Origin of the sequence: Enterobacter sp. Tr-810, from assembly GCF_011752765.1 — a bacterium.
Classification (GTDB): domain Bacteria; phylum Pseudomonadota; class Gammaproteobacteria; order Enterobacterales; family Enterobacteriaceae; genus Enterobacter; species Enterobacter soli.
Window position 1 is genome coordinate 162,237 of the sequence record NZ_VWWW01000008.1, and the last position, 15,111, is coordinate 177,347.

General features: G+C 54.2%; 14 protein-coding genes. 8 read left to right on the forward strand and 6 right to left on the reverse strand.

All coding sequences use genetic code 11. The features are described from left to right. The first annotated feature begins 12 nt into the window (after positions 1–12). The 3 genes from nsrR (at position 13) to rlmB (ending at position 3,718) form a co-directional block, all read left to right on the forward strand. Positions 13–438, forward strand: a complete 426-nt coding sequence (gene nsrR, locus F3J30_RS20005; protein WP_014068620.1) for a nitric oxide-sensing transcriptional repressor NsrR — start codon at positions 13–15, stop codon at positions 436–438. Positions 439–476: 38 nt separating this feature from the next. Then, positions 477–2,918, forward strand: a complete 2,442-nt coding sequence (gene rnr, locus F3J30_RS20010; protein ID WP_166718322.1) for a ribonuclease R — start codon at positions 477–479, stop codon at positions 2,916–2,918. A 68-nt stretch (positions 2,919–2,986) separates the two neighbouring features. Further along, positions 2,987–3,718 (forward strand): 23S rRNA (guanosine(2251)-2'-O)-methyltransferase RlmB, encoded by a 732-nt coding sequence (gene rlmB, locus F3J30_RS20015; protein WP_058840431.1) that lies wholly within the window; start codon positions 2,987–2,989, stop codon positions 3,716–3,718. An 82-nt stretch (positions 3,719–3,800) separates the two neighbouring features. Here the strand turns inward: rlmB and F3J30_RS20020 are convergent, their stop codons facing one another. Then, positions 3,801–5,090: an MFS transporter gene (locus tag F3J30_RS20020; protein ID WP_166718323.1), complete on the reverse strand. Its 1,290-nt coding sequence runs from the start codon at positions 5,088–5,090 to the stop codon at positions 3,801–3,803. Between the two features lie 192 nt (positions 5,091–5,282). Here F3J30_RS20020 and F3J30_RS20025 point away from each other — a divergent pair, with 192 nt between their 5' ends. After that, complete coding sequence (locus F3J30_RS20025) at positions 5,283–6,905, forward strand: isovaleryl-CoA dehydrogenase (RefSeq protein ID WP_166718324.1); 1,623 nt, start codon at positions 5,283–5,285, stop codon at positions 6,903–6,905. Here F3J30_RS20025 and F3J30_RS20030 read toward each other — a convergent pair. The 3 genes from F3J30_RS20030 to bsmA all read right to left on the reverse strand — a co-directional run bounded on the left by F3J30_RS20030 (position 6,902) and on the right by bsmA (position 9,757). After that, positions 6,902–8,833 (reverse strand): methyl-accepting chemotaxis protein, encoded by a 1,932-nt coding sequence (locus F3J30_RS20030; protein WP_166718325.1) that lies wholly within the window; start codon positions 8,831–8,833, stop codon positions 6,902–6,904. The two genes, F3J30_RS20025 and F3J30_RS20030, sit on opposite strands and share 4 nt — an antisense overlap. Before the next feature lie 170 nt (positions 8,834–9,003). Then, a complete protein-coding gene (yjfN, locus tag F3J30_RS20035; protein ID WP_166718326.1) occupies positions 9,004–9,279 on the reverse strand; it encodes a DUF1471 family protease activator YjfN in 276 nt (91 codons plus the stop codon). A 148-nt stretch (positions 9,280–9,427) separates the two neighbouring features. Further along, a complete protein-coding gene (bsmA, locus tag F3J30_RS20040; protein ID WP_166718327.1) occupies positions 9,428–9,757 on the reverse strand; it encodes a biofilm peroxide resistance protein BsmA in 330 nt (109 codons plus the stop codon). Positions 9,758–9,894: 137 nt separating this feature from the next. Between bsmA and yjfP the strand changes: the two genes are divergently transcribed. After that, positions 9,895–10,626 carry an esterase gene (gene yjfP / locus F3J30_RS20045; protein WP_166718328.1) on the forward strand — a complete coding sequence of 244 codons (732 nt, stop codon included), beginning with the start codon at positions 9,895–9,897 and terminating at the stop codon, positions 10,624–10,626. Here the strand turns inward: yjfP and ulaR are convergent. Further along, entirely contained in the window at positions 10,623–11,378 is a 756-nt protein-coding gene (gene ulaR, locus F3J30_RS20050) for an HTH-type transcriptional regulator UlaR (RefSeq protein WP_014068628.1), read from the reverse strand. The genes yjfP and ulaR overlap by 4 nt on opposite strands. A gap of 111 nt (positions 11,379–11,489) precedes the next feature. Further along, positions 11,490–12,554 carry an L-ascorbate 6-phosphate lactonase gene (gene ulaG, locus F3J30_RS20055; protein ID WP_119935821.1) on the reverse strand — a complete coding sequence of 355 codons (1,065 nt, stop codon included), beginning with the start codon at positions 12,552–12,554 and terminating at the stop codon, positions 11,490–11,492. A gap of 359 nt (positions 12,555–12,913) precedes the next feature. On the opposite strand from ulaG, the gene ulaA reads away from it, so the two are divergent. The 3 genes from ulaA to ulaC are packed head-to-tail and all read left to right on the forward strand — an operon-like array spanning position 12,914 to position 15,109. Beyond that, the gene (gene ulaA / locus F3J30_RS20060; protein WP_014068630.1) at positions 12,914–14,314 is read left to right on the forward strand and encodes a PTS ascorbate transporter subunit IIC; all 1,401 of its coding nucleotides are present in this window, start codon (positions 12,914–12,916) and stop codon (positions 14,312–14,314) included. Positions 14,315–14,326: 12 nt separating this feature from the next. Next, positions 14,327–14,632 carry a PTS ascorbate transporter subunit IIB gene (gene ulaB, locus F3J30_RS20065; protein ID WP_014168329.1) on the forward strand — a complete coding sequence of 102 codons (306 nt, stop codon included), beginning with the start codon at positions 14,327–14,329 and terminating at the stop codon, positions 14,630–14,632. A 9-nt stretch (positions 14,633–14,641) separates the two neighbouring features. Continuing rightward, positions 14,642–15,109: a PTS ascorbate transporter subunit IIA gene (gene ulaC / locus F3J30_RS20070; protein ID WP_014068632.1), complete on the forward strand. Its 468-nt coding sequence runs from the start codon at positions 14,642–14,644 to the stop codon at positions 15,107–15,109. The last annotated feature ends 2 nt before the right edge of the window (positions 15,110–15,111 follow it).

Genomic DNA, 15,111 nt, shown 5'->3' on the forward strand with positions numbered 1-15,111 from the left:
CCTGAGGTTGATGTGCAGTTAACAAGTTTCACCGATTACGGCTTACGCGCGCTGATTTACATGGCGTCGTTACCCGATGGGAAAATGACCAGTATCTCTGAAGTAACAGAGGTCTACGGTGTGTCCCGTAATCATATGGTCAAAATAATCAATCAACTTAGTCGTGCCGGATATGTTGCTGCCGTCCGCGGGAAGAATGGCGGGATCCGCCTTGGGAAACCGGCGCAGAGTATCCGGGTTGGGGATGTGGTACGTGAACTGGAGCCCTTGTCTCTGGTGAATTGCAGCAGCGAGTTCTGCCACATTACGCCCGCTTGTCGTCTGAAACAGGCGCTTTCTAAGGCCGTGCAAAGTTTTCTCAAGGAACTGGATAACTACACGCTGGCCGATTTGGTTGAAGAGAATCAACCGCTTTATAAATTATTGCTGGTGGAATGAAGAAAATTTCCACTGGAGCTGACAACGGAGGAACCGCTATGTCACATGATCCTTTCCAGGAACGCGAAGCCGAAAAATACGCGAATCCAATCCCAAGCCGCGAGTTCATCATTGAACACTTAACAAAGCGCGAAAAACCCGCCAATCGTGAAGAACTTGCCGTTGAATTAAACATTGAAGGTGAAGAGCAAATTGAAGCCCTTCGCCGCCGCCTGCGTGCCATGGAGCGCGACGGGCAACTGGTCTTTACCCGCCGCCAGTGCTACGCCCTGCCTGAACGTCTTGATCTGCTGAAAGGGATCGTCATTGGTCACCGTGACGGCTACGGTTTCCTGCGCGTGGAAGGACGTAAAGACGACCTGTACCTGTCATCCGAACAGATGAAGATGTGCATTCATGGCGATCAAATCCTGGCTCAGCCGCTGGGTGCCGATCGTAAAGGCCGTCGCGAAGCGCGCGTGGTGCGCATTCTGGTACCGAAGACCAGCCAGATTGTCGGCCGCTATTTTACCGATGCAGGCGTGGGTTTTGTGGTGCCGGATGATAGCCGTCTGAGTTTCGATATCCTGATCCCGCCTGAAGAGGTCATGGGCGCGCGGATGGGCTTTGTGGTCGTCGTCGAACTGACCCAGCGCCCGACTCGTCGCACCAAAGCGGTCGGTAAAATTGTTGAAGTGCTTGGCGATAACATGGGCACGGGTATGGCGGTTGATATGGCGCTGCGTACCCATGAAATCCCCTACGTTTGGCCAAAAGCCGTTGAAGAGCAGATTGTCGGCCTGAAAGAAGTGGTGCCGGAAGAGTCCAAAGCAGGCCGTGTGGACCTGCGCTCCCTGCCGCTGGTCACGATTGATGGTGAAGATGCGCGTGACTTCGATGACGCCGTGTACTGCGAGAAAAAACGCGGTGGCGGCTGGCGCCTGTGGGTGGCTATCGCCGACGTAAGCTACTACGTTCGCCCGCATACGCCGCTGGATAATGAAGCCCGCAGTCGTGGTACATCGGTTTACTTCCCGTCCCAGGTTGTACCGATGCTGCCGGAAGTGCTCTCTAACGGTCTGTGTTCCCTGAACCCGCAGGTTGATCGCCTGTGTATGGTGTGTGAGATGACTATCTCCACCAAAGGCCGCTTAACCGGTTATAAGTTCTACGAAGCGGTGATGAGCTCTCATGCGCGTCTGACCTATACCAAGGTCTGGCATATGCTCCAGGGCGACCAGGATCTGCGTGAACAATACGCGCCGCTGGTCAAACACATCGAAGAGCTACACAACCTGTACAAGACGCTGGATCAGGCGCGCGAAGAGCGCGGCGGGATCTCGTTCGAAAGCGAAGAGGCGAAGTTTATCTTCAACGCCGAACGTCGTATCGAGCGTATTGAGCAGACGCAGCGTAACGATGCGCACAAGCTGATTGAAGAGTGCATGATTCTGGCGAACATCTCAGCGGCGCGTTTCGTTGAAAAAGCCAAAGAGCCGGCACTGTTCCGTATCCACGATAAACCAAGCACCGAAGCGATTACCGCATTCCGTACTGTTCTGGCCGAGCTGGGTCTTGAACTGCCGGGCGGCAACAAGCCGGAGCCGCGTGATTACGCTGAACTGCTGGAGTCCATCGGTGACCGTCCGGACCATGAGATGCTGCAAACCATGCTGCTGCGTTCCATGAAGCAGGCCATTTACGATCCGGAAAACCGGGGTCACTTTGGCCTGGCGTTGCAGTCGTATGCACACTTCACGTCGCCTATCCGCCGTTATCCGGATCTCTCTCTGCACCGTGCGATTAAATATCTGCTGGCGCAGGAGCAGGGGCATAAGGGCAACACTACGGAAACGGGTGGTTATCACTACTCGATGGAAGAGATGCTGCAACTGGGTCAGCACTGCTCCATGACTGAACGCCGCGCTGATGAAGCCACGCGTGAAGTCTCCGACTGGCTGAAATGCGACTTTATGCTGGATCAGGTCGGTAACGTCTTCAAGGGCGTGATTGCCAGCGTGACCGGCTTTGGTTTCTTTGTCCGTCTCGACGATCTGTTTATCGATGGTCTGGTGCATGTGTCCAGTCTGGATAACGACTACTACCGCTTTGACCAGGTTGGCCAGCGTCTGATTGGCGAATCCGGCGGCCAGACTTATCGCCTGGGCGATCGTGTCGAAGTGAAAGTCGAAGCCGTTAATATGGACGAGCGTAAAATCGACTTTAGCCTGATTTCCAGCGAGCGTGGCCCACGTAATGTTGGCAAAACTGCGCGTGAGAAAGCCAAAAAAGGCGGCAACGGTAACACCAGCGGCAAGCGTCGCCAGGCCGGTAAAAAGGTAAACTTCGAGCCGGACAGCGCCTTCCGTGGCGAAAAGAAAAAGAAACCGAAGGCCGCGAAGAAAGAAGCTCGCTCAGCGAAAAAGCCTTCCGCTAAGACCCAAAAAATTGCCGCCGCCACCAAAGCGAAGCGCGCGGCGAAGAAAACGCAGGCGGAGTAATTCCGCCCCTCACCCTGACCCTCTCCCCATGGGGAGAGGGAAAAGTATCGTCATAATGAGAACCATCAATGAGTGAAATGATTTACGGCATCCACGCGGTGCAAGCCCTGCTGGAGCGCGCGCCGGAGCGTTTTCAGGAAGTCTTTATTCTGAAAGGGCGTGAAGATAAACGTCTGATGCCGCTTATCCACGCGCTTGAAGCTCAGGGCGTGGTGATCCAGCTGGCGAACCGCCAGTTCCTGGATGAGAAAAGCGAGGGCGCGGTTCACCAGGGCATTATTGCGCGCGTGAAGCCGGGCCGTCAGTATCAGGAAAACGATCTGCCGGATCTGATTGCCGAACTGGATAACCCGTTCTTCCTGATCCTGGACGGCGTGACCGATCCGCACAACCTGGGCGCGTGTCTGCGTAGTGCTGATGCGGCCGGTGTGCACGCGGTTATTGTGCCAAAAGATCGCTCTGCACAGCTGAACGCCACGGCCAAAAAAGTGGCCTGCGGCGCGGCAGAGAACGTTCCGCTGATCCGTGTTACCAACCTGGCGCGCACCATGCGTCTGCTTCAGGAAGAGAACATCTGGATCGTGGGCACCGCGGGTGAAGCCGACCATACTCTGTATCAGAGCAAAATGACCGGTCGTCTGGCACTGGTGATGGGTGCCGAAGGTGAAGGGATGCGTCGTCTGACGCGCGAACACTGCGATGAGCTAATCAGCATCCCGATGGCGGGCAGCGTGTCGTCTTTGAACGTGTCTGTGGCAACAGGTATTTGCCTGTTTGAAGCGGTGCGTCAGCGTAGCTGATTTTCGCCCGGTGACGCTTCGCTTACCGGGCCTACGGTTTTGTAGGCCGGGTAAGGCGAAGCCGTCACCCGGCAAAACAACCTCACTCCTCTAAAGACCGCAAATGGTCATCCTTCCTGAGCGTCATCAGCGCCACAATACTCACCACCGCCGTAGCCATCACGTAATACGCCGGAATATCCAGGTTGCCTGTCTCTTTAATCAGCCCGGTGATAATCAAACCCGCACAGCCCGAAAAAATAGCGTTTGAGAGCGAGTAGGCCAGCCCAAGCCCGGTATAACGCACGCGGGTCGGGAACATCTCTGAGAGCATCGCAGGCCCCGGCCCTGCCAGCATTCCCACCAGACCGCCTGCAACCAGCACTACAATTGCTTTTACCGCCAGCGTGCTGGACTCTGCCTGGAGGATTTTAAGCAGCGGCAAGGCGAGGATCAGAAGCAGCCCGGTGGCAATGAGCATCACGGTACGTCGGCCGATCCGGTCGCTCAGGATCCCCGACGGAATGATGGTCAGTGCAAAGCCGATATTGGAAATCACCGCAATCAATAATGCCTGATTAAACCCGGTATGCAGCGCCGACTGGAGGTAGGTGGGCATGATCACCAGATAGGTATAGCCCGCTGCCGACCACACCATGACCCGGCCAATCCCCATCACGATGGCTTTCAGCGTCGCCGCAGTGTGAGCCTGAGCGACAACTGGCTTTTCCTGTTGCTGGACGAAGCTTGGCGTCTCTTCCATGCTCACGCGCAGCCACAGGGCAACCGCGCCCATCGGCAGAGCCAGGAAGAACGCAATACGCCAGCCCCAGTCGTGCAGTGCCTCCGGGGTAAGCAACGCAGAGAGGAGGGCGACAATACCCGCACCCGCCAGCAGCCCCAGCGCCACGGTGAAAGATTGCCATGCGCCGTACAGGCCACGTTTTCCGCGTGGCGCAAACTCGGTCATTAGCGAGACTGCGCCACCGTATTCACCCCCGGCGAACAGCCCCTGCAATATGCGAAGCAACGTCATCATCAGCGGTGCGGCAATCCCGATGCTCGCATACACCGGCACAATGCCAATTGCGGCGGTGGCGAGCGTCATCAGCACCAGGACAATAATCAACGTGGGTTTGCGGCCAATCCTGTCACCTATCCGGCCGAACACGACGGCACCCAGCGGGCGAAAGAAGAAGGCGATGGCAAACGAGGCGTAGGTGAGGATCAGGCTGGTCAGCCCCGCGTCCCCTTCCAGCTGGAAGAAGTTCTTCGCAATCACGGTCGCCAGAAAACCGTACACCGCAAATTCATACCATTCGATGAAATTACCAATAGAGCCGGCAATGAGTGCGCGCTTGTGCGCATCCGGCGCAAAGTGTGAAGGTTGCATAAGGATCCTCACAGGAAGAGTAAGAATAAATTATTCAACAAATAGCTGACCATGAAATAGTTTATTCTTATGTTATGTGAGCTATTTCACGAATGATTTCAGTGGGATTGCCACCCTGTGACCCCACTCCCATGCAGCGTTAGCCTGTGCTGTCCATACTTACCTTCATTGCCACTGAAGGAGGGACACAACATGAACTGGCAAACGCATACGGTTTTTAATCAGCCTGTGCCGCTTTCCAACAGCAATCTTTTCCTTTCGGATTGCGCTTTGCGTGAAGCGGTAAACCGCGAAGGGGCGGAGTGGGACATGGAATTTCTCGCCAGCATCGGCCAGCAGTTGGGTACGGCAGAATCCCTGGAGCTTGGCAGGCTGGCGAACGTCAATCCGCCGGAGCTTCTGCGCTATGACGCCACGGGCGAACGGCTGGATGATGTGCGTTTTCACCCTGCCTGGCATTTACTGATGCAGGGGCTATGTGCCAACCGGGTTCACAATCTGGCGTGGGAAGAGGACGCGCGCAAAGGCTCGTTCGTTGCCAGGGCGGCACGCTTTATCCTCCATGCGCAGGTAGAAGCGGGTACGCTTTGCCCCGTCACCATGACCTTCGCCGCCACGCCGTTGCTCCAGCAGGCACTGCCCAAAATCTTTCGTGACTGGCTCACGCCTTTGCACAGCGATCGCTATGACCCGCATCTCGCGCCAGGTGGACAAAAGCGTGGGGTGTTGATTGGTATGGGGATGACCGAAAAACAGGGTGGTTCGGATGTTCTCAGCAATACCACCAAAGCGGAGAAAAGCAGTGACGGCAGTTACCGGCTGGTGGGCCACAAATGGTTTTTCTCGGTGCCACAAAGTGACGCGCACCTGGTGCTGGCCCAGGCGAAAGGGGGGTTATCCTGCTTTTTTGTCCCGCGCTTTTTACCTGACGGGCAGCGCAATGCCGTACGGCTGGAGAGGCTGAAAGATAAGCTGGGTAACCGTTCTAATGCCAGCAGTGAAGTGGAATTTCTGGACGCCGCTGGCTGGCTTTTGGGTGAGGAGGGCGAAGGGATTCGACAAATTCTCAGGATGGGGGGAATGACGCGCTTCGACTGCGCGCTTGGCAGCCACGGCCTGATGCGCCGGGCGTTGTCTGTGGCGCTGTTCCATGCCCATCAGCGACAGACATTTGGTAAGAACCTTATCGATCAGCCTTTAATGCGCGATGTACTGAGCCGGATGGCGCTGGTGCTTGAGGGACAAACTGCGCTGCTGTTTCGCCTTGCACGTGCCTGGGACTCGCGGGAAGACGTGCAGGAAGCGGCCTGGGCGCGGCTTTTCACCCCGGCAGCAAAATATGGCGTGTGCAAAGCCGGTATCCCATTTGTGGCGGAGGCGATGGAGGTGCTGGGCGGGATTGGCTATTGCGAAGAGAGCGAACTTCCACGCCTGTACCGGGAAATGCCGGTGAACAGCATCTGGGAAGGCTCGGGCAATATCATGTGCCTGGACGTCCTGCGGGTACTCACGAAGCAGCCAGGCATCCTGGAGCTTCTTGGTGAGGATTTTGCGCAGGTAAAAGGGCAGGATCGGCATTTTGATCGTAGCTGGCGTCAGCTTCAGCAAAAACTGCGTAAACCTCAGGAGGCGCAGGGCAGGGAGATCACGCAACAGCTCTTTTTGCTGGGTGCCGGGAGCCAGATGCTGCGGCACGCATCGCCGCCGGTCGCGCAGGCGTGGTGCCGCATGATGCTCGATACCCGTGGCGGCTCACTTCTGAGCGAACAGGTACAGAATGACCTGCTGCTGCGTGCCACGGGCAGGGTGGGTTAGTCTTTTAACTGGAACAGGCTGACCAGTTGGGTGAGGTGTGAGCCTTTCTCACGCAGCGTTTGTGCGGTTTGCTCGCTGCGTGAAACGCGGTCGGCGTTGATATGTGAAGCTTCGCCAATGTGCGTCATGGCAAGGTTAACCTGATGGATCCCCGCCGACTGCTCGTGGGAAGAGTGGTTAATCTCCGTAACCAGCTGGCTGATGTTATCGATATGAAGGATGATGGCATCCATCGCCAGGCGCGTCTGTTCAGATAGCGCGTGGCCTTCACTCACTTTGTTCAGCGTATCGCCAATCAGTTGCTCAATCTCTTTCACCGCATTGGCGCTACGTGCCGCCAGGGCGCGAACTTCTTGCGCCACCACGGCAAAACCTTTGCCATGCTCCCCGGCGCGCGCCGCCTCAACCGCCGCATTAAGTGCCAGAATATTGGTCTGAAATGCAATTGACTCAATCACGCGCGTGATGTCTTCGATACGTTTCGATGCGTCGCGAATATCATCCATGGTAGCCACCGCGTGGGTGACCGTCTTGCCACCCTGATGCACGGCCTGTGAGGTTTCGCCCACCAGTTGCTGTGTTTGCTCCATGTTGGCAGCATTTTGCTGCACGGTCGCGGCAAGTTGCTCCATGCTGGCCGAGGTTTCTTCCACGCTGCTGGCCTGTTTGTTGATCTGCTCTGAGATCTCCCCGCTATCCGAGGCCAGTGCGTTCGTGCCCATGTGGATCTCGCCTGCGGCTTCCCGAACCTGAAGCACGATTTTTTGTAATCCGGCACCGATCCCGTTAATGGCGGTGATCAACTGGCCCACTTCATCACGACGTGTTACGGGCAGGTTGGCGCGGAGGTCACCGGCGGCATATTGGCGCGCCAGGTGGATAACATCGCGCAGTGGGCGCGTCAGCATCCTGCGAATGATAAGGACAAACAGGCCCGCGAAGAGCGCGGATAACACCACGCCCGCCAGCAGGAAGCGGTCACGTAACGTCGTCACGCTGGCGAGAAGTACCGATTTATCCACTTCGCCCACAATGGTCCAGTTCCAGCCAGGCATCGGCGTCCAGGCCATTTTCAAGGTGCGGCCATCATCGCTTTCGCGTTCCAGCGTGCCGGATTTATCGCTCATCAACTGCTGCTGGATTGCGTTGCTCCACTTAGGTAACTGGCCCTCTTCGCTGGAATGGAACAGGAATTGCCCGTGCGTTTTTCCGTTGCTGCGATCCAGAACAAAGAAATGGCCGCTCTCACCCAGACGGCGGTTGAGGATTTTCTCGCGCATGACGTTCCAGGAGTGGGTGATATCCACGCCGACGAACATAATGGCAATGACCTGGCCATCGCTGTTTTTAACGGGCTGATATTGGGTGATGTAGCGTTTGCCGAATAGCAATGCCAGGCCGCGATACACTTCGCCCTTGCTAACGGCGGCAAAGGCCGGGCTTGCCGTGTCCAGCACGGTGCCAATGGCCCGATCGCCGTTTTCCTTGCGCAGCGAGGTGGCCACGCGGACAAAGTCGTTACCGCTGCGTACAAACAGAGTTGAGATAGCGCCTGTACGGCTCAGAAAGTCGTCAGAAAGGCTATTATTTTCATGAAGTTCCGTTTCACCACCTTTCAGCAGGGGGACGTTCATCCCATTGATTGCGCGATTCTGGCTATTATCGATGTTAAGCGGCTGAGGTAAAAAGGTGCTGAACAGTCGGGTATAACTTTCAACCTCTTCGCTCAGGCTGGTGTTAAACATCTGAACCATATCGACCATGCCGGTGGACTGGTTGTGCAGGTCTTCGACTGCAAGGGCTTCAAGCTGCTGGCTGGTTTTATGGCTAAGCAGAAAAGTGAAGAACAGGAAAAGAATAGCGACACTCACGCCGGTAAGCAGCGATAGCTTAGTGCCCAGACCCGCACGGCGGAAAAAACTGATCATAAATTGCTCATTATTGAAAAGGTATGGCTCTTCAACGGCAGGGCAGAGATAACATTTATCTTCTTAATGTAACAAAATGTTATTCAATTGTTTTTGAATGGTTTATTAAAGGATAAAAGATTTGCAAAAACGAAAAGCCACTAAAAATAAGTGGCTTTTATCTGGAAGGATTACACATAGAGAATGGCCTGTACCCGCCACTGATCGACGTGGTTATCTTCCTGCATCTGGATGATGCGATACCAGGAAGCACCCTGTTCATCTGCTTTTAATGCAACTACACGTTCAACGTCTTGCGGGCTCCCCGAAATGTTATTCACGGAGATCTGGCCAATTTCATTGAGGCCAGTAACACAATCAGCACTGGCGAATTCAGCTGACTGCGCAGTCGTGCTCACAAGGCCTGCTGAGAGCAACAGAGAGGTCAAAGCAAGAGTTCGTTTCATCGTCAGCTCCATTTCACATGTCTCCGGTATCCGCCGGGCAATCCTTCGCGAATAAACTCACTTCCATTGTTGCGGGCATGGAGTTTATTGTGGACAGGAAAATGTCTATGGACGCAAAGCAGTGTAAATGTCGTTCAAATGAAGCCCATTACTTACGGTACAAAATCGCCTGTGAGTACCACTGTCCCGTAATGATGGTTTCATCAACCATGATGATGACGTAATAATCTGCTTTTGCAGCGACGGCCTGGGCTTTTATTGCGGATTGCGCATCATCCGGGGAACCGCGAACAAGCGCGGAAACAGTACCCATTCGTTGTAATCCTTCCGTCTGATTACGACGAATTTCCTGCGGGTGATCGGCAACCGGGGGAGCGGGTTGTGGCGTGCCTTGCAGCGCGCTACAGCCACTAAGCAGTGACACCAGCAATAAAGCAGCAAACCTGCGCATAACCATATCTCGTTTCCTGATAGCCATAGTGTAGTTGTCTGTAAATTTAGTTTTGGGGGAATGTTCCCGAAGTGTTATCTGGGGCGTAAATTTCGAATGAAAATGTCGTGAAAGCGTAACCCAGTTCTCAACATTATGAATCATTCAATTGCAAAGGATCGACAATGATAGAACTTGAAACACAACGGCTCGGTGACCACGAAATTTTACATGCTTTTCCGGCGGGAAAAGGTCAGCAACCGTTGCCCGTTGTGGTTTTTTATCATGGGTTTACTTCATCTAAGCTGGTTTACAGCTACTTTGCAGTCGCGCTGGCACAGGCGGGTTTTCGTGTGGTAATGCCGGATGCCCCCGATCACGGCGCACGCTTTACGGGTGATGAACAGGCTCGTCTTGGGCAGTTCTGGCAAATCCTTCACGGCAGCCTTAACGAGTTCGCCGCGCTGCGAGATGCATTGCACCAGGCGGGGCTGGTGGCGGATAACCGTCTGGCGGTGGCAGGGGCATCAATGGGGGGCATGACGGCTCTTGGGATCATGACCCATCATCCAGAGGTGAAATCTGTGGCCTGCCTGATGGGTTCCGGATATTTCACTTCCCTCTCGCAGACGCTGTTCCCACCCCGCGAGCAGGATGATGTTGAGGCGGTGATGGCACCGCTGGCGCAATGGGAGGTAACCCATGCATTGCCACAGCTGGCAGACAGACCGCTATTCCTGTGGCACGGCGAAGCAGACGACATTGTGCCTGCCGTTGAAACCTTCCGCTTGCAGCAGGCACTCAAAAGTGAAGGGCTGGACGGGAATTTGACCTGCCAGTGGGAAGCCGGTGTACGGCACCGCATTACGCCAGCCGCGCTGGATTTCACGGTCGCGTTTTTCCGTAAGCACCTTTAAACGCGCAGGATTGTGACGCCCTGATCTTCCAGCTTCTGGAGGATCACGGGATCGGCATTTTTACCGGTGATCACCATGTCGATCTGCTCTGCCCGGCTAAACAGCATTCCGGCGCGCTCACCCACTTTGCTGCTATCGACCAGCACCACAAGCTTGCCCACTACGTTAAGCATGTTTTGCTCTGCCATCGCCGTCAGCATATCGGTTTTATACAGGCCTTCAGCGGTAAGGCCCTTGCCGCTGGTAAACATCCAGTGTCCGGCGTAGAGGCTGTTTTCGCTGTCCTGTGGGCTTAGCGTGATGGACTGGCTTTTGTTGTACTGACCGCCCATGATCACCACGCTTTCATGCTCCTGGTCGATAAGATAGTTGGCCAGCGGCAGATAATTAGTAATGATCTGTACCGGTTTCCCGCACATCTCCCGCCCCAGCAGAAACGCCGTCGAGCCACAGTTGATCACCACGCTCTCTCCGGGATTCACCAGCTGCGAAGCCGCTCTGGCGATACGCACTTTTTCATCGTGATTCAGCGCCTGATGGATGTTCATTGGCGTCCAGCGTGGGCGCTGCTGGCTAATGGCCTCTGCACCGTTGCGGACTTTTTTCAGCTTGCCGCTTTCATCCAGCTTGTTGATATCTCGTCGTGCCGTCGCCGGGGAGATGCCTAAACGATCGATAACGTTCTCGACGGTGACAAACCCTGTTTGCGCCAGGAGTTCCAGTAAAATTTGATGCCGTTGCGCTTCCGTCATGAGCTATTCCGATAAAAATTGATTTGAAAAGATGATATTTGAAATAGCGTGAAATTACTAAGCTAAATATGAAATAGCCAGACACAGAGGTCTGGCTATTTGGCTTCAAAATCAGAGGAAGGACTTGAACGGCAGGTCAGGCTCAATGGTAAAGCAATCATCAAAACCACGTGGATAGTGGTATTCAAGATTGTCTTTGTCCAGTGGCCAGGTGAACTTGCCACCGACCTGCCAGATGAATGGCTTGAAGCCGTATTTCAGGCGGTCTTTTTTCATTTCCCACAGTACGCGGATTTCCTGCGGGTCGGCCTGGAAGTTTGACCAGATATCGTGGTGGAACGGGATCACCACTTTGGTGTTCAGCGCTTCCGCCATGCGCAGCATATCGGCGCTGGTCATTTTGTCGGTGATACCGCGCGGGTTTTCACCGTAGGAACCCAGCGCGACATCAATCTGGTGCTCGTTGCCGTGCTTCGCGTAGTAGTTGGAGTAGTGGGAATCGCCGCTGTGATAGAGGGAACCGCCAGGGGTTTTAAACAAATAGTTCACCGCGCGTTCGTCCATGCCGTCTGGCAGCACGCCTGCTGCTTTCTGGTCTGCCGGCAGGGTAATCAGTGCAGTACGGTCAAAGGCATCCAGCGCGTGGATCTCAACGTCTTTGATTTTCACCACATCGCCCGGCTTCATTACGATGCAACGCTCTTTTGGCACACCCCAGCCGATCCATAAATCAACGCAGGTCTGCGGGCCAATGAACGGGACGTCATCGGCGCAGTTTTGCATCACTGCTGCCGCCACGTTCACGTCGATATGATCGTTGTGATCGTGCGTAGACAGAACCGCATCAATCTGACGAATGGCGAACGGATCGAGCACAAATGGCGTGGTGCGCAGATTTGGCTGGAGCTTTTCCACACCTGCCATACGCTGCATCTGGTGACCTTTTTTCATCAGCGGGTTGCCGTGGCTCTGTTTGCCCGTGCCACACCAGAAATCGACACAAATATTCGCACCACCTTCTGATTTCAGCCAGATGCCGGTGCAGCCCAGCCACCACATTGCAAACGTGCCTGGAGCAACTTGTTCCTGCTCAATCTCTTCGTTCAGCCAGCAACCCCATTCCGGGAAGGTGCTCAGAATCCATGATTCACGGGTGATGGTGTTCACTTTACTCATCGTTTTGACTCCTGGTATTAATCAAAAGTAATCATATGGTGATTTGTTGTGGTTAACTCTGTCACTCTTTGAACCGCTTTGCAACGAGTAAATCGCGGAAAATTATCTTTGCGACATCACGGAAAATCCGTTTTTAGGTTGCTAAGATATGAGTCATTAAACATCAAGATGATGAATTATAAAGGTTAAATTATTTTAATGACGCGATAGTGAAAATCATTACTAACACCATGGAAATAATTTGCGTGATGCGTCACAAATAATCAAATGCAATCTTGTGGTGATTATTTGTGATTACTAGAGTGGTGACACCAACCGCACAGGGATTGCCCCTCGTGTTCTCATTTCTGGAGAGAGTTATGGAGATCCTCTACAACGTCTTTACCGTATTTTTTAATCAGGTAATGACTAACGCCCCGCTGTTGCTGGGTATCGTGACGTGCCTGGGCTACATCCTTCTGCGTAAAAGCGTCAGCGTGATTATCAAAGGCACCATTAAAACGATTATCGGTTTTATGTTGTTACAGGCGGGGTCCGGTATTTTAACGGGCACATTTAAGCCTGTGGTCGCCAAAATGTCGGAAGTGTACGGCATCAATGGCGCCATCTCTGACACCTACGCCTCAATGATGGCTACCATCGATCGTATGGGTGATGCATATAGTTGGGTGGGGTACGCCGTGCTGCTCGCACTGGCGCTGAACATTATTTATGTTCTGCTGCGGCGTATCACCGGTATCCGCACCATCATGCTTACCGGCCATATTATGTTCCAGCAGGCCGGGCTGATTGCCGTGTCTCTCTATATCTTCGGTTATCCGATGTGGACAACGATCATCTGCACCGCGATTCTGGTTTCGCTGTATTGGGGGATCACCTCCAATATGATGTACAAGCCAACGCAAGACGTGACCGATGGCTGCGGTTTCTCAATAGGTCACCAGCAGCAGTTCGCGTCCTGGATTGCCTACAAGGTCGCGCCATTCCTGGGGAAAAAAGAAGAGAGTGTTGAAGATCTTAAGCTCCCTGGCTGGCTGAATATCTTCCATGACAACATCGTCTCTACCGCGATTGTGATGACCATTTTCTTCGGGGCGATCCTGCTCTCTTTCGGCATCGACGTTGTCCAGGCGATGGCGGGCAAAACGCACTGGACGGTCTACATCCTGCAAACCGGCTTCTCGTTCGCGGTGGCGATTTTCATCATCACCCAGGGCGTGCGTATGTTCGTGGCTGAGCTGTCAGAAGCCTTTAACGGTATCTCCCAACGTCTGATCCCTGGCGCTGTACTGGCGATTGACTGCGCCGCTATCTATAGCTTTGCGCCGAACGCCGTCGTCTGGGGCTTTATGTGGGGCACCATCGGTCAGCTGATTGCCGTCGGCATTCTGGTGGGCTGTGGTTCCTCAATCCTGATTATTCCTGGCTTTATCCCGATGTTCTTCTCCAACGCCACTATCGGCGTCTTTGCTAACCACTTTGGCGGCTGGCGCGCGGCGCTCAAGATTTGCCTGGTGATGGGCATGATCGAGATCTTTGGTTGCGTGTGGGCCGTCAAGCTTACCGGCATGAGCGCCTGGATGGGCATGGCGGACTGGTCAATTCTGGCACCGCCGATGATGCAGGGTTTTGCATCTGTTGGGCTGGTCTTTATGGCCGTCATCATCCTGATTGCACTGACTTATATGTTCTTCGCTGGCCGTTCGCTGCGAGCTGAAGAAGATGCGGAAAAACAAACAGCAGAAGTGTCTGCTCACTAAGGAGTTTCGATTATGACCGTACGTATCCTGGCTGTGTGTGGCAATGGGCAAGGTAGCTCCATGATCATGAAGATGAAAGTGGACCAGTTTTTAACCCAGTCAAACATCGACCACACGGTGAACAGCTGCGCAGTGGGTGAATACAAAAGTGAACTGAACGGCGCGGACATCATCATCGCCTCTACCCATATCGCTGGGGAGATCACCGTGACGGGCAATAAATATGTGGTGGGTGTGCGCAATATGCTGTCGCCCGCTGACTTTGGTCCAAAGCTGCTGGAAGTGATCAATGCGCACTTCCCACAAGACGTGAAGTAAGGATGCTACATGAAACTACGTGATTCGCTGGCAGACAATAACTCCATCCTTTTACAGGCCGAAGCCAGCACCTGGCAGGAAGCGGTCAAGCTGAGTGTGGATTTGCTGGTTAAGGCTGACGTTGTCGAGCCGCGTTATTACCAGGCCATTCTTGATGGTGTTGCGCAGCACGGCCCGTATTTCGTCATTGCGCCAGGGCTGGCGATGCCGCATGGCCGCCCGGAAGAGGGCGTCAAAAAAACGGGTTTCGCGCTGGTGACATTAAAAGAGCCGCTGGTGTTCAACCATGAAGATAACGACCCGGTCGACATTCTGATCACCATGGCGGCCGTTGATGCCAACACCCATCAGGAAGTCGGCATCATGCAGATCGTCAACCTGTTTGATGATGAAGCCAATTTTGACCGTTTACGCGCCTGCCGTACCGAGCAGGAAGTGCTGGATTTAATTGATAACGCCACTGCGGCGGCTGTTTAAAA

What these genes read in the sequence shown, in the direction of transcription:
- ulaA (WP_014068630.1), top strand. Translation starts at nt 12,914, where the DNA reads ATGGAGATCCTCTACAACGTCTTTACCGTATTTTTTAATCAGGTAATG.
- rlmB (WP_058840431.1), top strand. Translation starts at nt 2,987, where the DNA reads ATGAGTGAAATGATTTACGGCATCCACGCGGTGCAAGCCCTGCTGGAG.
- F3J30_RS20025 (WP_166718324.1), top strand. Translation starts at nt 5,283, where the DNA reads ATGAACTGGCAAACGCATACGGTTTTTAATCAGCCTGTGCCGCTTTCC.
- ulaG (WP_119935821.1), bottom strand. Translation starts at nt 12,554, where the DNA reads ATGAGTAAAGTGAACACCATCACCCGTGAATCATGGATTCTGAGCACC.
- ulaB (WP_014168329.1), top strand. Translation starts at nt 14,327, where the DNA reads ATGACCGTACGTATCCTGGCTGTGTGTGGCAATGGGCAAGGTAGCTCC.
- ulaC (WP_014068632.1), top strand. Translation starts at nt 14,642, where the DNA reads ATGAAACTACGTGATTCGCTGGCAGACAATAACTCCATCCTTTTACAG.
- yjfP (WP_166718328.1), top strand. Translation starts at nt 9,895, where the DNA reads ATGATAGAACTTGAAACACAACGGCTCGGTGACCACGAAATTTTACAT.
- F3J30_RS20020 (WP_166718323.1), bottom strand. Translation starts at nt 5,090, where the DNA reads ATGCAACCTTCACACTTTGCGCCGGATGCGCACAAGCGCGCACTCATT.
- F3J30_RS20030 (WP_166718325.1), bottom strand. Translation starts at nt 8,833, where the DNA reads ATGATCAGTTTTTTCCGCCGTGCGGGTCTGGGCACTAAGCTATCGCTG.
- ulaR (WP_014068628.1), bottom strand. Translation starts at nt 11,378, where the DNA reads ATGACGGAAGCGCAACGGCATCAAATTTTACTGGAACTCCTGGCGCAA.
- yjfN (WP_166718326.1), bottom strand. Translation starts at nt 9,279, where the DNA reads ATGAAACGAACTCTTGCTTTGACCTCTCTGTTGCTCTCAGCAGGCCTT.
- bsmA (WP_166718327.1), bottom strand. Translation starts at nt 9,757, where the DNA reads ATGGCTATCAGGAAACGAGATATGGTTATGCGCAGGTTTGCTGCTTTA.
- rnr (WP_166718322.1), top strand. Translation starts at nt 477, where the DNA reads ATGTCACATGATCCTTTCCAGGAACGCGAAGCCGAAAAATACGCGAAT.